This window comes from Photobacterium frigidiphilum (genome assembly GCF_003025615.1).
GTDB lineage: Bacteria > Pseudomonadota > Gammaproteobacteria > Enterobacterales > Vibrionaceae > Photobacterium > Photobacterium frigidiphilum.
On record NZ_PYMJ01000013.1, the window covers coordinates 42333 to 61351 of the forward strand.

General features: G+C 41.1%; 16 protein-coding genes. 12 read left to right on the top strand and 4 right to left on the bottom strand.

Annotated features, from left to right (window positions below):
• The first annotated feature begins 17 nt into the window (after positions 1 to 17).
• The 11 genes from C9J12_RS14170 (at position 18) to C9J12_RS14220 (ending at position 13221) form a co-directional block, all read left to right on the top strand.
• Positions 18 to 647, top strand: a complete 630-nt coding sequence (locus tag C9J12_RS14170; RefSeq protein WP_107243309.1) for a hypothetical protein — start codon at positions 18 to 20, stop codon at positions 645 to 647.
• A gap of 646 nt (positions 648 to 1293) precedes the next feature.
• On the top strand, positions 1294 to 2070 hold the full coding sequence (locus C9J12_RS14175; RefSeq protein ID WP_227876366.1) for an isochorismatase family protein: 777 nt from the start codon (positions 1294 to 1296) through the stop codon (positions 2068 to 2070).
• Positions 2071 to 2229: 159 nt separating this feature from the next.
• Positions 2230 to 3327: a protein kinase family protein gene (locus C9J12_RS14180; protein ID WP_107243310.1), complete on the top strand. Its 1098-nt coding sequence runs from the start codon at positions 2230 to 2232 to the stop codon at positions 3325 to 3327.
• Positions 3328 to 3592: 265 nt separating this feature from the next.
• Entirely contained in the window at positions 3593 to 4900 is a 1308-nt protein-coding gene (locus C9J12_RS14185; protein ID WP_107243311.1) for a YjiH family protein, read from the top strand.
• Positions 4901 to 5750: 850 nt separating this feature from the next.
• On the top strand, positions 5751 to 6458 hold the full coding sequence (locus C9J12_RS14190; RefSeq protein WP_170111786.1) for a TetR/AcrR family transcriptional regulator: 708 nt from the start codon (positions 5751 to 5753) through the stop codon (positions 6456 to 6458).
• A 38-nt stretch (positions 6459 to 6496) separates the two neighbouring features.
• Positions 6497 to 7282: an outer membrane lipoprotein-sorting protein gene (locus C9J12_RS14195; RefSeq protein WP_107243313.1), complete on the top strand. Its 786-nt coding sequence runs from the start codon at positions 6497 to 6499 to the stop codon at positions 7280 to 7282.
• Positions 7283 to 7291: 9 nt separating this feature from the next.
• Complete coding sequence (locus C9J12_RS14200; RefSeq protein ID WP_107243314.1) at positions 7292 to 8470, top strand: hypothetical protein; 1179 nt, start codon at positions 7292 to 7294, stop codon at positions 8468 to 8470.
• Positions 8471 to 8490: 20 nt separating this feature from the next.
• On the top strand, positions 8491 to 9228 hold the full coding sequence (locus C9J12_RS14205) for an AfsA-related hotdog domain-containing protein (RefSeq protein ID WP_170111787.1): 738 nt from the start codon (positions 8491 to 8493) through the stop codon (positions 9226 to 9228).
• Positions 9215 to 9982 carry an SDR family NAD(P)-dependent oxidoreductase gene (locus tag C9J12_RS14210; RefSeq protein WP_107243316.1) on the top strand — a complete coding sequence of 256 codons (768 nt, stop codon included), beginning with the start codon at positions 9215 to 9217 and terminating at the stop codon, positions 9980 to 9982. The genes C9J12_RS14205 and C9J12_RS14210 overlap by 14 nt, the downstream gene beginning before the upstream one ends.
• A gap of 12 nt (positions 9983 to 9994) precedes the next feature.
• A complete protein-coding gene (locus C9J12_RS14215; RefSeq protein ID WP_107243317.1) occupies positions 9995 to 10909 on the top strand; it encodes a hypothetical protein in 915 nt (304 codons plus the stop codon).
• A 5-nt stretch (positions 10910 to 10914) separates the two neighbouring features.
• Entirely contained in the window at positions 10915 to 13221 is a 2307-nt protein-coding gene (locus C9J12_RS14220) for an efflux RND transporter permease subunit (RefSeq protein WP_107243318.1), read from the top strand.
• A 141-nt stretch (positions 13222 to 13362) separates the two neighbouring features.
• On the opposite strand, the gene C9J12_RS14225 is transcribed toward C9J12_RS14220, so the two are convergent.
• Complete coding sequence (locus tag C9J12_RS14225) at positions 13363 to 14226, bottom strand: SDR family oxidoreductase (RefSeq protein WP_107243319.1); 864 nt, start codon at positions 14224 to 14226, stop codon at positions 13363 to 13365.
• A gap of 21 nt (positions 14227 to 14247) precedes the next feature.
• The gene (locus C9J12_RS14230) at positions 14248 to 14841 is read right to left on the bottom strand and encodes a hypothetical protein (RefSeq protein WP_107243320.1); all 594 of its coding nucleotides are present in this window, start codon (positions 14839 to 14841) and stop codon (positions 14248 to 14250) included.
• Between the two features lie 146 nt (positions 14842 to 14987).
• Between C9J12_RS14230 and C9J12_RS14235 the strand changes: the two genes are divergently transcribed.
• Positions 14988 to 15545 carry a TetR/AcrR family transcriptional regulator gene (locus C9J12_RS14235; protein ID WP_107243321.1) on the top strand — a complete coding sequence of 186 codons (558 nt, stop codon included), beginning with the start codon at positions 14988 to 14990 and terminating at the stop codon, positions 15543 to 15545.
• Positions 15546 to 15624: 79 nt separating this feature from the next.
• On the opposite strand, the gene selB is transcribed toward C9J12_RS14235, so the two are convergent.
• Positions 15625 to 17445, bottom strand: coding sequence for a selenocysteine-specific translation elongation factor (gene selB, locus C9J12_RS14240; protein ID WP_107243322.1), 1821 nt, complete (start codon positions 17443 to 17445; stop codon positions 15625 to 15627).
• Entirely contained in the window at positions 17442 to 18869 is a 1428-nt protein-coding gene (selA, locus tag C9J12_RS14245) for an L-seryl-tRNA(Sec) selenium transferase (protein WP_107243323.1), read from the bottom strand. Before selA ends, selB begins: the two co-directional genes overlap by 4 nt.
• Between the last annotated feature and the right edge of the window lie 150 nt (positions 18870 to 19019).

Sequence of the window (19019 nt, forward strand, 5' to 3'; positions counted from 1 at the left end):
AAGGAGAAAGGGAAAGTATGTCGAAAACAGGGAAAGAGCCTTCTAATCAAGAAATTTACAATAAATTGGCAGCCGAATTGAAAAGCGAGCTTGCAGAACATGAGCTGTTAAATCAACGAAAGTTCTCAGATGATTATTATCAAAACGAAGTCAACCTCGGCGCCAATGAAAATGATCTAGCAGCTCATCATGACCGCTTTAAGAAAGTGATTAGTGCCACTGATACCCGTTCTCTAGAACGTATTAAAGTCTATCACTCTTACTTTTTTGACAAGTTTCGTGCCGACGGTAAGTACACCTATGCTGATAAACAAGCAGCGTGGGATATGTTCATTGAGCTTGATAGTCGTATTGCCACACAGCAGCTAAAAGGGGGGGTTCTCGAAACCGCACTAGCAAGCCTCGCGTCATTATTTACTTTTCATCGCCAAACCGCTCACACGCACGGGTTTAATTGTAGGCAGTATTATCAGTTGGTGAGCGAGGTGTTGGATAAGGAGTTGCGACCATTTACCGCAAAGTGGCATAGTCAGTTACCGGCACTTAAAGAGTCTTCTAAGTTAGAAAAAAGCTGTCGTACTGAGCTAGAAGATGTTCAAACTAAACTATCTGAGCTGAAAACTTCACTGAGTAATATATGCCGTTAATTTAATGATTGAACTACTCCGTCATAATTCTTATCCAACCACTAAAAAAGAGCCCCTAGCTTAATTGAACATAACACACGCTCTATGAACAATGCAGAAGGTCTACCCAGCCATCGACATTAGAAAATTTATTGCTAAACAGTATTTACGGCCCGTAAATGAGCGTCCACTCTAAACAATAAAGGGGCAAATATAAGTTAGCTGATAATGGCACCCCTATTTTTCCCTCATATATATAGAGGGAATCTGGATTTTGCTGTCGCCAACTTTCCACGTCGAAAACACTTCGTTATTAAGGGGAGACGATTCGCCCTTCTTTCGATTTAGCATTTCTAGCACAAACCGTTAAGTATCGACCTGAAAAGAAATGTCAGCCCAAGCAAAGTTCAACAGCTCACCTCTGCGTAACCCAGTATTCATCGCAATCAACACCAACGGTTCAAGGTAATCAGAAAACGCCACATCATCTAAACTTAGTGAAGCTTCGTTATGCAGTTTAAGAAATATCCAGCCTTGCTGGAACAGGGCTAGTATCTTGACAAAGTGCCCTTTATACCTATCTTTATTTTACTTGTGTTTAAACGTAAACGATAACATTGCAAGTATTTAGTTACCCAAGTGTCACTTAAAGTTGGAGTTGAATGTTATGAATATGAAAAATCTCATTATTTTAATAGCTTCATGTACCGCACTATTTTTTTCCGGAGTAGCAGCCCACGCTGCTGACGGGGAGAAGAAAGGCGGAGACGGGCTCCCTGATCCTGGTGTGGTTTTTGTCAAAGGCCAAACAGCTATCGTCATTACAGACCCACAAATTGACTTTTTATCTCCCGATGGTGTGGCATGGCCGTTAGTAGGGAAAAGCGTAACTAAGAATGGCACCGTTGAAAACATTGAAAAACTAATGAAAATTGCGGGCGAGAAAGACATACTTCTTGTGATCTCTCCTCACTTTTACGCTCCGCAAGATTTGACCTTTAAGCATGGTGGTGCACTAGAGCATGCGATGCACGGAATAAAGATGTTTGAAAGTGATGAGCGCCTTGATCAAGCAGGCTTTAAACCCAGTACAGGTCCAGACTTTATGCCGCAATACAAAAAATACATCAATAACGGAAAAACCGCAGTGGCGAACCCTCATAAAGTGTATGGCCCAGAAACGAACGACACTGTCCTTCAGCTACGTAAACGCAACGTGAGTAAAATAATTCTGGCAGGGATGTCTGCAAATCTCTGTACAGAGTCCCATTTAAGAGAATTTATGGAGCAAGGCTTTGAGGTATTAGTTGTGAAAGATGCAACGGCGGCTGCACAATTACCTGATATGGATGGTTATGCAGCGGCAATGACCAACTCTCGTATGATCGCGAACGGCGTTAGAACCACAGAAGAAGTATTGGTACAGATAAACAAAGAGCTGTAACGCAACGCTATTATCATAATGCCACTTGTTTGAGGACCAGTGGCATTATGCGTTCAGAGGGGCATAAAATGTGAAATTTAATACCTTTATCACAGTATGTAAGGCATCCCCCCCTATATATTCACCAGCCGTATTATTTCAATGAAAAGGAAGCCAGAAATGAATCTGGAACAGCAACGCCAACGAGCTCAACAAGCGTTTGTCGACAGCGGGGAGAATATCGTTGTCGGCACTTTAGAGGGTATATCGATAACGCTGGAGCAACTGAAAAATACAACGGCTGACTCAAATTATGTTGTCGAAACCTTCAATTCTGGTCTTACTGCTGTTGTTTTTCACCTGCAAATTGATGGTAAAAGCTGGACGTTGAAACAAAAAAGAGCAGTGAGCTTAGTCAATAATATTGACGGTCAAACATCGTTTTTAAATGAAGTGCAGCGCAGGCGTGATCTTACAAACCTGAAGCAACGCGAATCTGAAAGCTTTAAGCACATCGTCGATACTCAATTTGCGTCATTCAACGACGGAATTATTTTGTCTCCATGGATTGAAGGTGAGCCCCTTTCCACCTTGAATCATGACGTATTCCAACAGATTTTTACCGCCATAGTAAACCTTGAGCTACACGGTTTATTCGAATGGGATTTCTGCCCAGGCAATATCTTATTAAATAGCCAAGGCGAGATAACACTGTTCGACTTTGGTTATATGTATCAATTTAATTCTAGCATTCACTTTAATAACAATGGTCTCGATACACCGCTATTTCATGGTGTCGAACGTTTTGAAACGCGTTTCTTTTTTGATTGTTTACTAAAAAATACGAATAATTTGAGTACAGAAGCACTGTTTGATTTATACAAACTTGAAAAGCAATGTGCCCTAGAAGCCTACCAGCATAAGTTACAACAACTTATTGTTCGGAATGCCGACACAAACGTAATCACATGGCAGCAAGCAATTAATCACCGCTGGCAAAATGCACTAACAAATGACGAAGAGTTACAAACCTTATATCTGGTTGAACGTTACCGTTCGAATGTGCTCGACCTACTTGATGATTTACACGGTCAATCTTGTAGCCCTTACACCCTAAGAAAAGCCGATTTAGCATTGAGCTTAATTGACCAATACTTTGAAATCATACAATCACAGAACGGGTTTTTCTTTGGTGATGAAACGTTAAGCAAAAGCGATCTGATTGCAAAATACAAGGAATTACGAGTAGATGCCCAACGCTTTCAGCTGAATAAATAACACAAAAATAAGCCGTACAATGAATAGATGCTTCAAAGTACGGCGTTAACCTCTCCCTTTTGTCTTACCTATCAATAAGCCATTTGTCTGCTATTCATTCGATACATTTATTGTATATATAATTGAATAAATATTTCTTTCACAATGAAGATATAAGTCACAAAGCATTAACAATAAAGCCAAATTGATCACATTTTATTCAGCTATAGCTTTCCAATCCGTGTTATTTGTATATATATTAACAATTACACAACATGGAGGTGACATGAATCAACTTACAGAATCTAACCAACCACTATTTAATGTTTGGTGCCGACTGATTGGTTTGAGCAGTATTGGTATTTTTATCTTTTTCATTCCGATAACTATTAATGATAAGCAGAGTATTCCGCTCGATCACATCGTAAGTTGGATTAGAAGTGGGTTAGGTGATGGCGCTTCATGGTATGCACTGTTCATGATTATCGCTGGTGCTATGTACCCTATCATTACGGGTAATTGGCGAAATAACCTGACAGAGAAAGTGTTTCTTTTTCTCAAATGGCTCGGTGTTATTGCAGCCATTCTTGCTATAACTAAAACAGGTCCCGCCCAGTTACAAACACCAGATATGCTTCCTTTTCTGTTTGAAAAACTAGTAATATCTGTTGGCTTAATTGTACCCGTTGGATCCGTTTTCCTCGCATTCCTAGTAAGCTACGGGTTATTAGAAACGATTGGTATTTTGCTGCAAAGGCTGATGCAACCTATTTGGCGAACACCTGGCCGCTCAGCAATAGATGCCGTAGCTTCATTTGTTGGTAGCTATTCTATTGGTTTGCTGATTACAAATCGTGTGTACCTCGCAGGGCATTATTCACCGCGTGAAGCAGCCATCATTGCAACCGGTTTTTCGACTGTTTCGGCAACCTTCATGATCATTGTCGCAAAGACACTAAATTTGATGGAATACTGGAATCTATACTTTTGGCTCACACTGCTTATTACCTTCGTTGTAACAGCGATTACTGTTCGTTTACCTCCTCTTTCTAGAATCAGTAATGAAGCAAAGTATAGAGAACCGGAATGCGAAACAGGCCATAGAATTAAAACAGCAATACAAAATGGACTTGAAGTTGCAGATAAAGCCCCTTCAGTTGGGAAGAACGTACTCGAAAACCTAAAAGATGGTTTCATTATGACAATCAGTATCTTGCCATCAATAATGTCAGTCGGCGTTATAGGGTTACTTGCTGCGAAGTACACGCCTATTTTTGATTGGGTTGGTTATTTATTCTATCCAGTGACTTGGTTATGGGGCTTAGAAAATGGAATGGAATTAGCAAAAGCCAGTGCCGCAGGCTTAGCAGAAATGTTTTTACCTGCCTTATTAATGAAAGACGCTGATATTATTTCAAGGTTTTCTGCTGGTGTTGTTTGCGTATCATCTATTCTCTTTTTCTCTGCCTCAATACCCTGCATTCTATCGACACGAATCCCTTTAAATATCGGTCAACTTGTTATTGTTTGGTTTATTCGTACCTTCCTAAGTCTAATGCTCGCTATCCCTACAGCATTATTACTCTTTAGCTAAAACAAAAGGCTATGTCTGAGCAAGTTGTTGTATTCCCAAGCTACCTCAAGATGCAGGATTCAGAGTGATATCAGCGTATTTAATTCAGGAAAATGTGTGTAAGAATAGCATTCTCTTTCAAACACATTTGACACAGAAGTAGATACGCTGAATCACTCCCAAAGGGCGAGTTTTGTTGGGCTCTATGCGGTGGGTGTTACTTATTTTCAACGTAGAACGACTAGGTCTATAAATAAGCGCCTTGTCTATAGCCCAACAAATTCTCGCTGAAACGAGCATCTTGAGGTAACTTGGGTATATATGGTGTGGACAAAAATACCGCTTTCTTATGGCGCCATCGATTCTTGACGCTTATAAATACTCATCACATAGCGTTGGATATTCGATAGGGAGTAAATAAGGCTATATTTATGAATGGATTATTGATTACGATTAGGTAGTTAGTGATCTTTTAGGAATTATAATAGAAACTCAATCTATAATGCATCAAACGTATCAGATTTTAACCATCATGCTTGGAACTGTTTTTTGTTTGGGATATCTGGGTAATATGTTCATTTTCTGAATGTTGGTGTCAAGAAGTTGAGCATAACGCTCTGCATTGAACATATAGAAATGACTATAATCGAACCCGAAGACACAGCGCTCGAAATTTCTTAGTTCAGATAACCTATCTGCTAGCTTGAGATAACTCACAAACAAGCACTGTCCAAGATTATTTTTCAAACGGAATTGTGAAGTGTGCCGATAATATCTACTTAAAGTCATTTTTTGACACTGCGTCATAAAGTGACAAGTTGATTGCGTGCGACTATTTAATTATACTGATTGCATATTAATGGTGAACAGAGTGAAAACAAGAAAACAACGCGAATTAGCCCAACGGCATCAATTGATTTTGGACCAAAGTATCGAGCTCATTCATGCTGAGGGTATTTCTTCAGTGAGAATGGAACGGCTGGCACAATTGACGGAATATTCCAAAGGTACAATCTATCAGCATTTTACAGGGCGCGAAGATTTGTTGTTATCGGTCAGTAACACTTCTCTGGATAAGCAGCTAACTGCCATTGGTGCTATAGATAGTTTATCGTTATCTTTGCGAGAAAAGTTGATTGCGATAATCTTTGCTTATCAGATTATGAACGGTCAACAGCGAAGCCAACTGGAATTGCTTAAATTCGTTCAATCAGAGGAATGTCAATCGAAAGCCAGTGCCGCAACATTATCAGAGCACCATAGCTTATATAGCAAGTTAGTAGGTAGCGTCTATGATGTCATTCATCAGGCTATCAATACGCAAAAGCTACAGCTTAAGAATAATATTACTGCTGACGATATTTTTGGCTCGGTATGGGCCTTTGCCTTTGGTGCGACATTTTTAAATGCTCTTTCCGCCAATAAAACACAAAGTCTGTGTCCTGAGGTTACAGAGGTCGGACTTATTAAGCTAATTTCGACTAGCTTCGATGCCTTGGCCTGGGAGCCTCTAAGTCATCAATACGACGAAAACGCACTTTATGAAAAAGTTTTAATATTATGTAAATCTATTGGCTGACGCTTCCTGTCAGTCGAGCATACTGACAGGTAATCATCATGAAGAAATACTTAGTTCCACTTCTATCTCTTTCATTACTTTTATCTTCTTCTTTATTGGCACAGGAGAGCCAACAAAAAGGACAAAAAATTGCCCAGCAAGTCAAAGATCAAGAAAAAGGTTTTAATGGCACATGGGTCAGCGCTACAATGATACTAAGAAATGCTGCTGGAAATGAAAGTACTCGGCAGCTTAGTATTAAAACTTTGGAAGTTGAAAATGATGGTGATAAATCTATTATTGTTTTCGATACTCCAAAGGACATCCGCAACACCAAATTACTGTCCTGGACTCATGCTCTCGAATCTGATGAACAATGGTTATACTTACCGGCTCTTAAACGAACCAAACGAATCTCATCAAAAAACAAATCTGGTCCATTTGTCGGTAGTGAATTTGCCTATGAAGATCTCTCATCTCAAGAGATTGAAAAATACACATATCAATATTTAGGTGAAGATATACTTGATGGAAAACCTCAGCTTATTATTGAACGTATCCCTACCTTTTCTAACTCTGGTTATAGTAAACAAATTGTTTGGGTTGACGAAAAGGATTTGATTTTCACTAAAATTGACTTTTATGATCGAAAAGATACGCACTTAAAAACATTATCGCTAAATAATTATCAGAAGTATTTAAATAAGTTCTGGCGTGCTCATAAATTAGAAATGATAAATATTCAAACAGGTAAAAGTACAACGTTGAACTGGGGAGAGTATACTTTTACTAATAACTTCTCTGACAATGATTTCACTCCAGCCATATTAAGACGTAATATTTAAGAGACGACTATGAGTAATGTTATTTACTTGCTGCTTATTTTAGTTGCAAGCTATTTTGTCATGCCTGTTGTTTATGCCCAATCTTTATCAATAGAGTTACAGCAACGGCTGTTTACTCACAACAACACTCAGGTATCGCAGCATAATGCTTATACAACGGCCCTCATCAAAGGCGAAATAGGTTATGAGTGGGAAAACGTTAGCTTGGGTTTTGAACCTTTAGTTTCTATCAGTAATGATGATGCCTTGCAGTACGCTGATATTCAACAGCTTCTGCTTACTCACTATTTCGATACGGCGCAGATTTTTTACGGCATAGATACGGTCTTCTGGGGGGTGACCGAAAGTTACCACTTAGTTGATATCATCAACCAAGTAAATATTGTCGCAGATCCTAAACGGGAAGCAAAGCTAGGTCAGCCAATGATTGGAGCCTCTTGGTTTATTGATAACCATACTGTTGACCTTTATTACCTTCCTTATTTTCGCGAGCAATATACTCCTGAAAGTAATAGCCGGCCATGGAGAGGGCTGCCTATTAATGACAAGGCCATGTATGAGTCCTCTCGTGAACAAAAGCATGTTGACTGGGCTGTGCGTTTGAGTGGCTTTATTGATGACATTGACTACGGGTTTGGTTATTTTCGCGGTACGCAAAGAAATCCTATTTATGAGCTTCACCATAACTCTTCGCAATTGGCGCTGACCCCCTTCTATTATCAAACCCAGCAGTGGAGTATTGATCTGCAATATACCTATGAAAGCTGGCTGTTCAAAGGAGAAATAGTTTATGAGTCACCTAACTCACTGTCATCGCAGTATGCATGGGTCGGGGGATTTGAGTACGGTATCTATAATATTGTCGATTCGAGTCAAGATATCAGCCTGTTGTTAGAAGGTCTTTATTCCAATAACAAAGATAGTAACCTGCTTCCTTTTACTCAACATATCATGTCAGGACTTCGCTGGGATGCGAATAATGACAGCTCGACTAATGCACTTCTTACTCTTATCCATGGTATAGAAGGAAATGACAGCACTATTTATATTAATGCTCAACACAGGATTAACGAGTCTATAAGTCTCTCGTTAGATGGGTGGTTATTTTATAAGGTAGAAAATCAACCTCAACTCGCGGCCTATCAGAATGAAGACTATTTTCAATTTAACTTAACGTATCACTTGTAATTTATATAAGGAAATATAAGGTGCAACACAAACTTGCTATTGGAGAGAGATTTAGATCACTTTGTGAAATAGAAAACTGCATTGATATAAAGGATATCAAAAATAATGAACATTCACTAATTTACAGTAATGGTTTTGGCCTGAATAAGGATGAATTAAACCATATTGAAAAACACACTAACTTTATATCATCCAATCAAAAATCAGGATTTATTTCTAAGGAGTATACAAAAGATAATAATCACCCTACACATAAGCATAGAGACGAAAATATTTTGGTGAAGCATTTATTTCAGAAAGGGAATGAAGAATACACCGCAGACTTATGTCTAGATGGAAGAAATGAATTTTTATTAGACCATGTTAATGGTGTACATATTCCCGGACTTGTATTTATTGAGGCTACCCGTCAAATAGCCATGTCTATCTTTCATATTTATGTTCAGCCAGATGAAGATGATGTCTATTTCGTACTAAACGAAATCAGCTCTTCATATTTAGGTTTTGCATTCCCAATAGATACGAAAGCACAGGCACACCTTGCTTTAATCTGTGAAAAAACAAATCAATATCTGATAACCATTAGTTTTAGTCAAAATGACAAAACGATTGTGCACTCCAAAGCCGCATTTACCATTCATGAAAAAAAACGATTTTCATTATTTGAAAAAAAATCAGCACAGAAAGCCATAAAAAAACAAATTGGCACTTATAAAAATCAGCATCAAGAAAAGGAGGTAATTAATGCAGAGAGATAAACTATTGGCTGGCAAAGTTGCTCTTATTTCGGGTATTACCAGTGGTATTGGCGAAGCTACCGCCAGACTGTTTTCCCAGCAAGGTGCATCGCTGGTACTCGTAGCCCGAAATGAGAACAAAGGGCAGATGTTGGCTGAAGAGCTAAACGCACAGTATCCCACTTTGTTTATAAAAGCCGATATTACTCAGACAGATCAGGTCGATCGTGTATTCGAGCAGACGATGGCTGAGTTTGGTGGTATTGACTGTGCGTTTAACAACGCTGGGATAGATGGCAGCAAGCAACCCATATCAGAAACCAGTGATGAAATATGGAATCAAATCATTAATACCAACCTCAATGGTACTTGGAATATGTTGAATCGCCAGCTTTCTATCATGTCAAAACAAGGCCATGGCACTATCGTTAATATGGCATCCATCTGTAGTGTGCTTGCTCGCCCTAACCGTGCTGCTTACAACACGAGCCGACATGCGGTTCTAGGGTTAACGCGAAGTGCTGCGGTTGAATATGCCAAGCAAGGAGTGCGCGTTAACGCCGTTGCCCCCGGTGCTATCGATACCCCAATCTTTGAAAGAAGTACTCAGAAAGATCCCCAATTAATTGCCAAATATCATCAGGCACACCCTATCGGTCGTATAGGCCAGCCTAGCGAGGTCGCTGAAGCGGCGCTGTGGCTATGCTCTGATCTCTCATCATTTGTCGTCGGCCACACGTTAATGGTCGATGGTGGTTTTTCAATCTCAGGATAAAAGGAGTTTCACATGAACAATAATATTATTTTTTTTGAAAAAGATCAGGATTGCCGGTGGATTAGCAAAGAGATTTCTGACGTTTTCCCTCTATATCTGTACGACGAAACTGAGTTTGAAGGAAAAGCAGTGACTTTCTATATCATATTGGAGTGGTTACAGCGTAAAAATCGCGGAGCTAATCCGAAAATGTTAGAAGAACTAGGTGTAAATGTAGTGCCAACTGTCGCAGATCTTCCCGAAGGGGCTGGGGTGTTTGTTACTGGGTATGATGCTGATTATGCAGAGCTGCAGCAATTAAAAGCCGATGGCGTCCCCGTTATTGATCGTCCCTGCCCTTGGGTCAGAAAGCTTCGCGATCAGATCCTCAGCTTTGACAATGAGAGTTACCAGATGGTACTTGTGATTGATGAAAATCATATGGTATACGACTGTTTCAAAAACCTGATCCCCTCAGATGCCATTATCGTACAGCCTCAAAATTTCAAAGAACGTATTTGTCATCTTAAATTATCACGCCCTCTTTCTTTACTTAGTTATACCGTGTTCAGGCGAACAGATATCGAAGCGATGGCAGACTTCATTTTGCAAGAATACCCCAATCAGGAACATCATCTTCATAATTATAAAAAAACGCTCTGCTTATGGACAAAACAAGGTCTGTTTGAAGAGGTGGAAGATAAATGCCAAAGCCACCGTCTTGATGAAGTATGGATTATCTGCTCAAACCGAGGCGATCGCTCTACTCAATCATTGATTCAGCAAGTCGAAGATAGTCAAGCGATACCAGTGATTATCGAAAAAGTAGCAGATATTCCTTCTCGAGATGACAAAAAAAAGATCGGTGTACTTTTTGCCCCAATCCCTAAAAGCACAGCTCTGCTTGAAATCAAGCAAGCCCTAATAACGATGGCAGAACAAGGATAATCCTGATGCATTGGCTATTAAACGCAATCCTATACTCAATTCAAAAGCCGAAGCAGACATTATTTGCATGTATCGGTTTCCTTTTTCTCCTTGGTGCAGGACTTCAGTATCTTTTTTTTGAAGGTGACTACCGTATCTGGTTTAACCCTGGAAGCGACTATATCCAAGCAATTGATACTATGGAAAATACTTATAGTAAGTCCGATAACATTATCTTAGTTGTTACCAGTAATGAAGGAGACATCTATACGCAGGAAAATTTAATAGCCATTGCCAGTATTACCAATGATGCTTGGAAAATGCCCTATTCCACTCGAGTCGACTCCATAACCAACTACCAATACAGCTTTTCTGAGCGTGGCGACTTGATGGTAATGGACCTTTATGACCCCGATGATACCCTCTTTACGCCCGATCAGGTGAAAACGATTGCACGCAATGAGCCGACTTTGATGTCGCGTTTAGTAAGTGATGCACCAGATGTAACAGGGATCAATGTCACCCTGTCAATTCCTTTAGCTGATCAATCTCAGGCTTATGCCGATATTGCCCGTTTCGCTCGTACTTTAAAAGCTAATGTTGAAGCTGAGCATCCGTCACTCTCAGTAGGCATTACAGGTTTTGCCATGCTGAACCATAGCTTCAATGAAAGCGCCCTCGAAGATATGGTAACTCTTGTTCCAGCGATGCTTGGTATTATCTTTCTAGCATTGGCTCTGATCCAGCGCTCGCTGAAAGAGGCGGGACTTATCATGATTGTGTTGTTTTTTACCCTGCTTATGCTGCAGGGTATTGCTGGTTGGCTGGGTATCTCTATTAACTCCGCTACCGCTAACACCACGACATTGATTTTGACGCTTTCCGTCGCAGATTGTATTCATATTTTCAACAGTTTTCACAGTCAATACCGACGAAAAGAGGATAAAACTAAGGCATTGCGTTATGCCATCAGCAGCAACTTTATGCCTTTGTTGATTACCAGCTTGACAACATCTGTAGGCTTCCTGACACTAAACTTTTCAAACTCACCGCCGATCCGCAGTTTTGGTAATATTGTCGCCATAGGAATGATTGTTGCCTTTGTAGTGGCGGTAGTTTTATTGCCATGCTTGATTCAGCTTTGTTCTATATTACCATCAAAACAGTCGAGAGATCGGATCGCGCCTGCCGTGAATTGCTTAATCCGTTACCGTCGCCCACTATTCTTTGGTTGCTCTCTTCTTATGCTAGGGTTGATCACAGCCTTGCCAAAGAATCATGTTAATAACGATCTTGTTCAATATTTTTCATCAAAAACCGAATTTCGCCAAACGACAGATTATTTTGCCGAGAAGATTTCTGGGCTTACGACCATCGAATATTCGATCGTCGCAGGGGAAGCTGGGGGGATTAACGAACCTGAGTTTATCCAAACGGTTGCTGACTTCACTGCCTGGCTACGTCTGCAGCCAGAAACCAACCATGTCTACAGCCTTAGTGATACCTTTAAGCGCCTCAACATGAACATTCATGATGACAACCTAGCCTATTACAAGCTCCCTCAACAACGTGAATTGGCTGCGCAATATTTACTGCTTTATGAATTATCATTACCTTTTGGGCTTGACCTGACCAACCAGGTGAACTTAGACAAGTCTGCAACCCGTGTGATTGCCACTTTCGAAAACATTGGCAGTGCCAAAACTGTTGCCCTTGAAGTACGAAGCCGCGCTTGGCTGGAGCAACATGCCCCTAAATATCAGACCAAGATTGCCAGTGCCGCTCTGATGTTTTCACACGTAGGTGAAAATAATATGACAGCGATGCTCTATGCTAGTGTCTTGTCCTTGATAATCATCTCGGCATTGGTAGGGATATCGCTTCGCTCATGGCGACTTGGTGCAGTTCTACTCGTTCCGACAATTTTACCAGCCGCTGCAGGATTTGGGCTATGGGGGATCATTAATGGCGAAGTAAATATGGGAATATCTATGGTGTGCTCAATGACCTTTGGGATCATTGTCGATTTTTGTGTCCATATTGCCAGTCGCTACTCTCAGCAAATTAAAGCGGGAGAAACGTCTATTGCAGCCCTGCAGTATGCCTATAGTAAGGTACTTGTCCCGATTTCGGTTACAACCGTTGTTCTGTGTGCTGGTTTCTCTATTCTATTGATGTCAAATTTTAAGTTTAATTCGGGAATGGGGGCTGTCACCACCATAGTGATTGTGCTGGCGTTGCTTACCAATTTGTTTATCTTGCCGCAATTACTTATATGGTTTGGCAACTCCAGCCGCCAGAATGAAATGAGGCTAAATAGTCTTAGGGGTTAACCGCATTTGTAACGTTAATCGCTACGCATTTCCCTAGTCGATCTTGATAACTAGGGAAATCTGTTTTGCCAATATTTTATATTTATCTGAGATTAATAATACCAATTCCATTAATTATGGGGTTATTGCAAAAATTCACTCTTATCTATTATCCGTCAACTTCGCAAAGTAGTCCCCGAGCCTATTTATGCCATACCTAGGAGCAATAGCATCCTCCCCCATGACCGTTAAAAAAAACTCCGCAGGACCACCCCATTTTTCAGGAAGTCTTTTTACAACACTCAGTATCAAACCTCGCAGCAAATCAGGTAAACAGGTGATTTTCTCTGGTTTGTTTTGCGCAAGAAAGGCGAGCTTCGCAATGTCCTTGCCTGATAGAACCTCCGGCCCACCCACATCGAGTTCCCGTTCATCCCTATCTATCGCCTCAAGGCAGAACTTGGCAAGATCTTCGCCGTGAATCGGGTTCATTTTGACGTCGCCAGCCCCAAACAAATAGACTCGTCCAGATTTTGCCATCTGATAAATCTCCTCTAAGTCTGAGAAAAATCCATTTGGTCTTATCACACAAGGTGTGAGATTTTCTGAACCCAACAAACGCAGAGCGAAACGCTCTTTCGCTTTTAACAGCCTAACAGAAGGGTACTTATCAGCACTAAACGCAGAGACATAAATAAATTTACTAACACCTGCTCGTTCTGCCTCTTGCAGTAAATTAAGGTTGGCTTGGTAATCAACGTCCATGTAACCCAATCCGTCACGCTGTCTGGTGATACCCAAGCATGAGATCACAACATCAATCTCATCGCAGATGCCGTGTAACTCCTCAGGTTCAGTCACCTGCGCTTCGATAACCTGATCGTCACTAGCACCAAGAGAAAGCAACTTAGGTTTGTTTCTTGCTATTGCCTTAAACGCAACGTTCTCTGTCATCAATTTCTTAACAATGTGCGAGCCAAGATAGCCCGTTGAACCAGCAATTAAGATGCGAGGGCGTGTTTTCATTTGATGTACCTCTCTCATGGTCTATTCGTATTCTGGTCGATATGGCTCTTCACGTAAGACATGACTAATCAATAGTTTTAGATAGAATAACGGCAAAAACCAATCCAATCCTTGTGGAGCTTCAAAAGAATAAGTGGCAAGAACAATGCTCAATGCATAGAACGTTATGGCAACTGGCCGCTGTAAATAGAGCGGCGTTTGAAGAATAGTTACACAAGCAACCACCATGTAGCCGCCAACTAATACAATCCACATCATGTCGAAATCAAGAAACGCCCAGCTAAACAGCGATAGCTGAACAAAGTGCGTGCCAATAAAGCCCATGTGTTGCTTAAATCCTTGCCCTTCACGGTGGAACCATCTTTTGGCACTGGACGTCGAGTTAGTGATAATGCCACCAACGATATCCACCGTTAGCAATCCCGCAATAAGGTATTGCGCCCATCCCCAGCCAAGCTGCCAATAGTACGCATAAGCAACCATGATAAAACCAGCAATAAACGGTATATAGAGCTGTAAGTTTTTCTCCGCTTTGGTTGCCCCCGGACCAATTAGCTTATCAATCCCATAAAAGAATCCCTTTCTTGCAGGTGGTATATTCCAATCAATTTTCATAGCTAACACTTCTTTTCCGACCAGTTGGTCTTTTAAGGTAGCGTGCTTTTATTTAGAGGTAAAGACTTTTTTAGTCCACTTGGTCTATATAGAGGTTCTTGTGATATAATTCTGTCCACACTATTGGGTACAGCAGAGAAAGTGACATGCCAAAGATCGTTGATCACGATAAAAGACGTGAAGAGATTGCCCTGAAGGCAACAGAGGTTTTTCTTGAATATGGCTATAAGAATGTCGGTATGAGGCAGCTTTGCGAGCAACTCGGAATGAGTAAAAGTGCGGTTTATTATTACTACAAAAGTAAAGATGAACTATTTCGTGCCGCGACTGAGGCTATTGTTAACTTCGATGCAGGCGCTCTTGCACACCAGCCCTTAGTTGCTGAGGCTTCATTCGAGCAACGAGTCGAGAACTTTGTTTTGATTTTTCAACAAGTGGCGCCACGATATTTTCAAGAAATGCAGCTAGTCTCAGACTATATCCAAGTCATTGGCTTAGAGAATATCGCCGATGATCCTTGTATGGTGCTCGCCAATCAAAAATATACGGTGATGCTAGCTAGCTATGTCTCTGCCGACCATAGCTGTGAACTATATACACTTATGCTTGGGTTGCTAAGCCATCAGCTTATGATGGGAAAAGAACTAGGCAAGGAATATGTGTCAGCACAGGTTAAGAGATATTTGGGTGAACCCCATCAGTAAAATCGACTAAGAGAAAGGGCTCACTATGTCTAGTAAGCCCTGCATATACTTTTTTGTTGATATCGTTACTGCTGCAGAACTATTGCAACCGAAGTACTTGGCGCACGTTGTTGTCACGCTTAATCCAGCCATCAGATTCCATCCGATTCAATACTGGAATCATGTATTTTCTGGATAAGCCCGCACACTCTCTTGCTTCTGCAATATCGAAGCGATCATCAATTTGGCGACCTTGAATAATGCCCGTCACTAAACTGTCGTATAAGTTTTTTTCAAAATAGATTTTACCTTCTAATGGTACTGCAAAACCTAATCGAACCAGATTGCGTAGCTCTTTCTGAGCGCCTGGTAATTTTTCTTTTTCCGCTTCAAAGCCTTGTTTTTGGGCTTCCACCATCTTATTTAAGATCTGTTTAGCAATAGAAGAAAGCTCGGCTTCATTACGCCCGTTGCCTAGTGAATACAGATCGTCATTTTGTCTTAACTTACCATCGACAACTAATTGCTTTAACAAGTCACTAAGAACAGGCACTGACATCTGCACTTTACCACTGAGTTCATTTACCGATAGATCGATTTTCTCGTGTTCAAGGGTCGCAACAATATGCTCGAAACTGCTTTGATAACACTCTTGCGTAAATAGCCATTCGCCACATATTTGATATTGCTCTTTATCTGCTAGACCGCCCTTTTTCGCATACCCGTAAAGTGCCATGTTGAGTGTGACATAATCACGCCATTCTGGGTTTTCAGGTAAGTTCATCAGTAAGTCATAGAGCTTATTACGTAGTGGTTTAGAAACTGCTCCTGTCCATAAAATTCCGCCACTATTTACAATATTACTGCCGCCATGTTGGATCAGCAATAAACGTTGATTCCAAAAACAGCAAGCGGGGTCTTTTAAGCGTAACCGCGCAAGGTTTGTTCCTTTAAATACGAAGATGGTGGCTAACGTATTAAACGTACCAAATGCGACTTCCACTTCGCTGTTGTTTCGACATTTCCCGCGTTCAGGTAATGCGTCTAACCGAACAATGAGTTCATCGGCAACAAAGGCACCTTCTTTAGATTCCAATAAACAGAAACCGCGTTGTACATCCTTTTTCTTTATTCCTTTCAAGCCAATCGCGACACGTGATACAGGAGATGCCGTTTGGATATTCTGATGGTATGACTGCAAGCTCTTCACTTGTACTTCAGTGCCAGACGGCTGCATGACCAATTTTTGGCCCACATGAAATTCGCCACCACACAAACTGCCTGTTACCGTTGTACCCACACCATTAACGGTAAATACACGGTCAATGTAGAGGCGCCCTGCTTGTTGCTGGCTCACGTTCTGCTGGCGATCTTGAAGCGCTGTAGCTGATGAATCTAAAACAGGGCGAGAAAGCGTGTCTAATTTTTTGCAAATATGGTGCTTAAGCGCATCGATACCCAGTGATTGGTGGGCCGACACACTGAGTGAATCAGGAATGAAGCCACCAATGTCTAAAAACTGCTCTAACGCTTCTTCTTCCACTAACGCGAGCATATCTTTATCGACTAAATCAGACTTGGTTATCACAAGGGTGACATTGTCTATCCCCATTGCGGTAATAACTTTAAGGTGATCAGTCGACATTGGCATCCAGCCTTCATCGGCAGCCACAACAAACAGCACCATGTCTAGGCTCCACACACCTGCTACCATGTTGCGGATAAAACGTTCATGACCCGGAACATCAATAACCCCAACTGCTTCACCATTATTATGCTTGAAAAAAGCAAAGCCGAGATCGATAGTCATACCGCGTTTCTTTTCTTGCGGTAAATGGGCCGTTTCAATACCAGTAAGGGCTTTGATCAGTGCTGATTTACCATGATCGACATGGCCAGCAGTACCTACGACATAACTCATATTGCAGCCTCCACTTTCTTCGCATCTGTTACGTTAGAGCAAGATCCTCTTAGATCCATCTCGAGCTGAAGATCGAACAGTGCCGCTAATTGCTGACGAAGATATGTGATTTCATCATCACTGATTGTGGCAAGATTTAGTTGTACCCTATCGTGCTTAATAACCCCGATGACAGGCAGTGGCCAATTACGCATAATCTCTAACAATTTATCAGCAGATAAGCTGAGCGCATTCACTTCTACCGACGACGATGGGCTTTGTTGATCAGGTAACGATCCCCCGCCAACCGTCATTTCAGATCGCACTATACGTAATCGTTCACCAAAACCTTCCGCCAACTGTTGGGCTTTATTGTCAAGCGTAACTTCTGCTTGGGTAATAGAGCGTTCAGCAATACCTTGACCCGTTTTAAGCTGATTTAATTTACGTACAGCCAGTTCTTCTAACAAGGAATAGACGATACGGCTTGGTCTGAAAGCACGCATCATCGGGTTTTTCTCTAGACGTTTAATTAACGATTGCTTACCTGTGACCATACCCGCTTGTGGACCACCAATAATTTTATCGCCAGAGAAACAAACTAAATCAGCCCCCGCTTTTATGTAGCTCATCACGCTGGGTTCATCGGGCAAGTTTTCTGTTGTGGTACCTGATCCCTGATCAACGGCTAGTACCACATGATCAGGTAGCAGATCGGCAAGATCTTTAATGTCTGGCGACTGTGTAAAACCACGGATCTTAAAGTTGGAAGTATGAACAATGAGCACCATCGCGGTATTCTCTGTCACTGCATCAAGGTAATCATCAACAGTGGTGATATTGGTTGTACCCACTTCCACCAGCTTGGCACCCGATAGCGCTAGAATATCGGGAATACGAAAACCGCCACCTATTTGAATTTGCTCACCACGTGACACAATAACTTCTTTGCCTTTCGCTATTTCATGCAACATTAAATAAATGGAAGACGCATTGTTATTAACGACTAACGTATCTTCACCTTTGACTAAATAGTGCATTAATTGCTGCAAAAGCCCTTTACGTTTACCGCGCTTACCCGTGGTTAAATCTATTTCTAAATTACTATAATGCGTATTCACTTCGGTTACCGCTTGCCATACATCAGCATCTAGCGGCGAACGCCCTAAGTTTGTGTGAACAATCACACCCGTACCATTAATAACACGCTGTAAACGCTGCTGATTAACTTGCCAGCATGCACGTTCAATTCGGCTATAAAGGGTTTCAAGAGAAAAAGGGACGTGTTCAGGATTACGTAAATGGTCTTTTTTATATCCATTTACTTGCTCTCTGACAAGGTCAGCCACAACAGGTTGACTCAAGCGCTCGATATATGGCGATAGAAAGGGTTGCTCTAACATTTTACCAATTTGAGGTATCGCAGATAAGGCGTTTATAGTCATAATTAAACCTGTTTCATTAATCACATTAAATAACTATTGATAGTTATTTAATAAGACTCACTGAACAAACATTAACCTAGCCTTAAATGTTAATAGGTATTTTTATATGAAGTAATTCATAATCGGTGCGAAGACAGAAGCGAAGAAAAC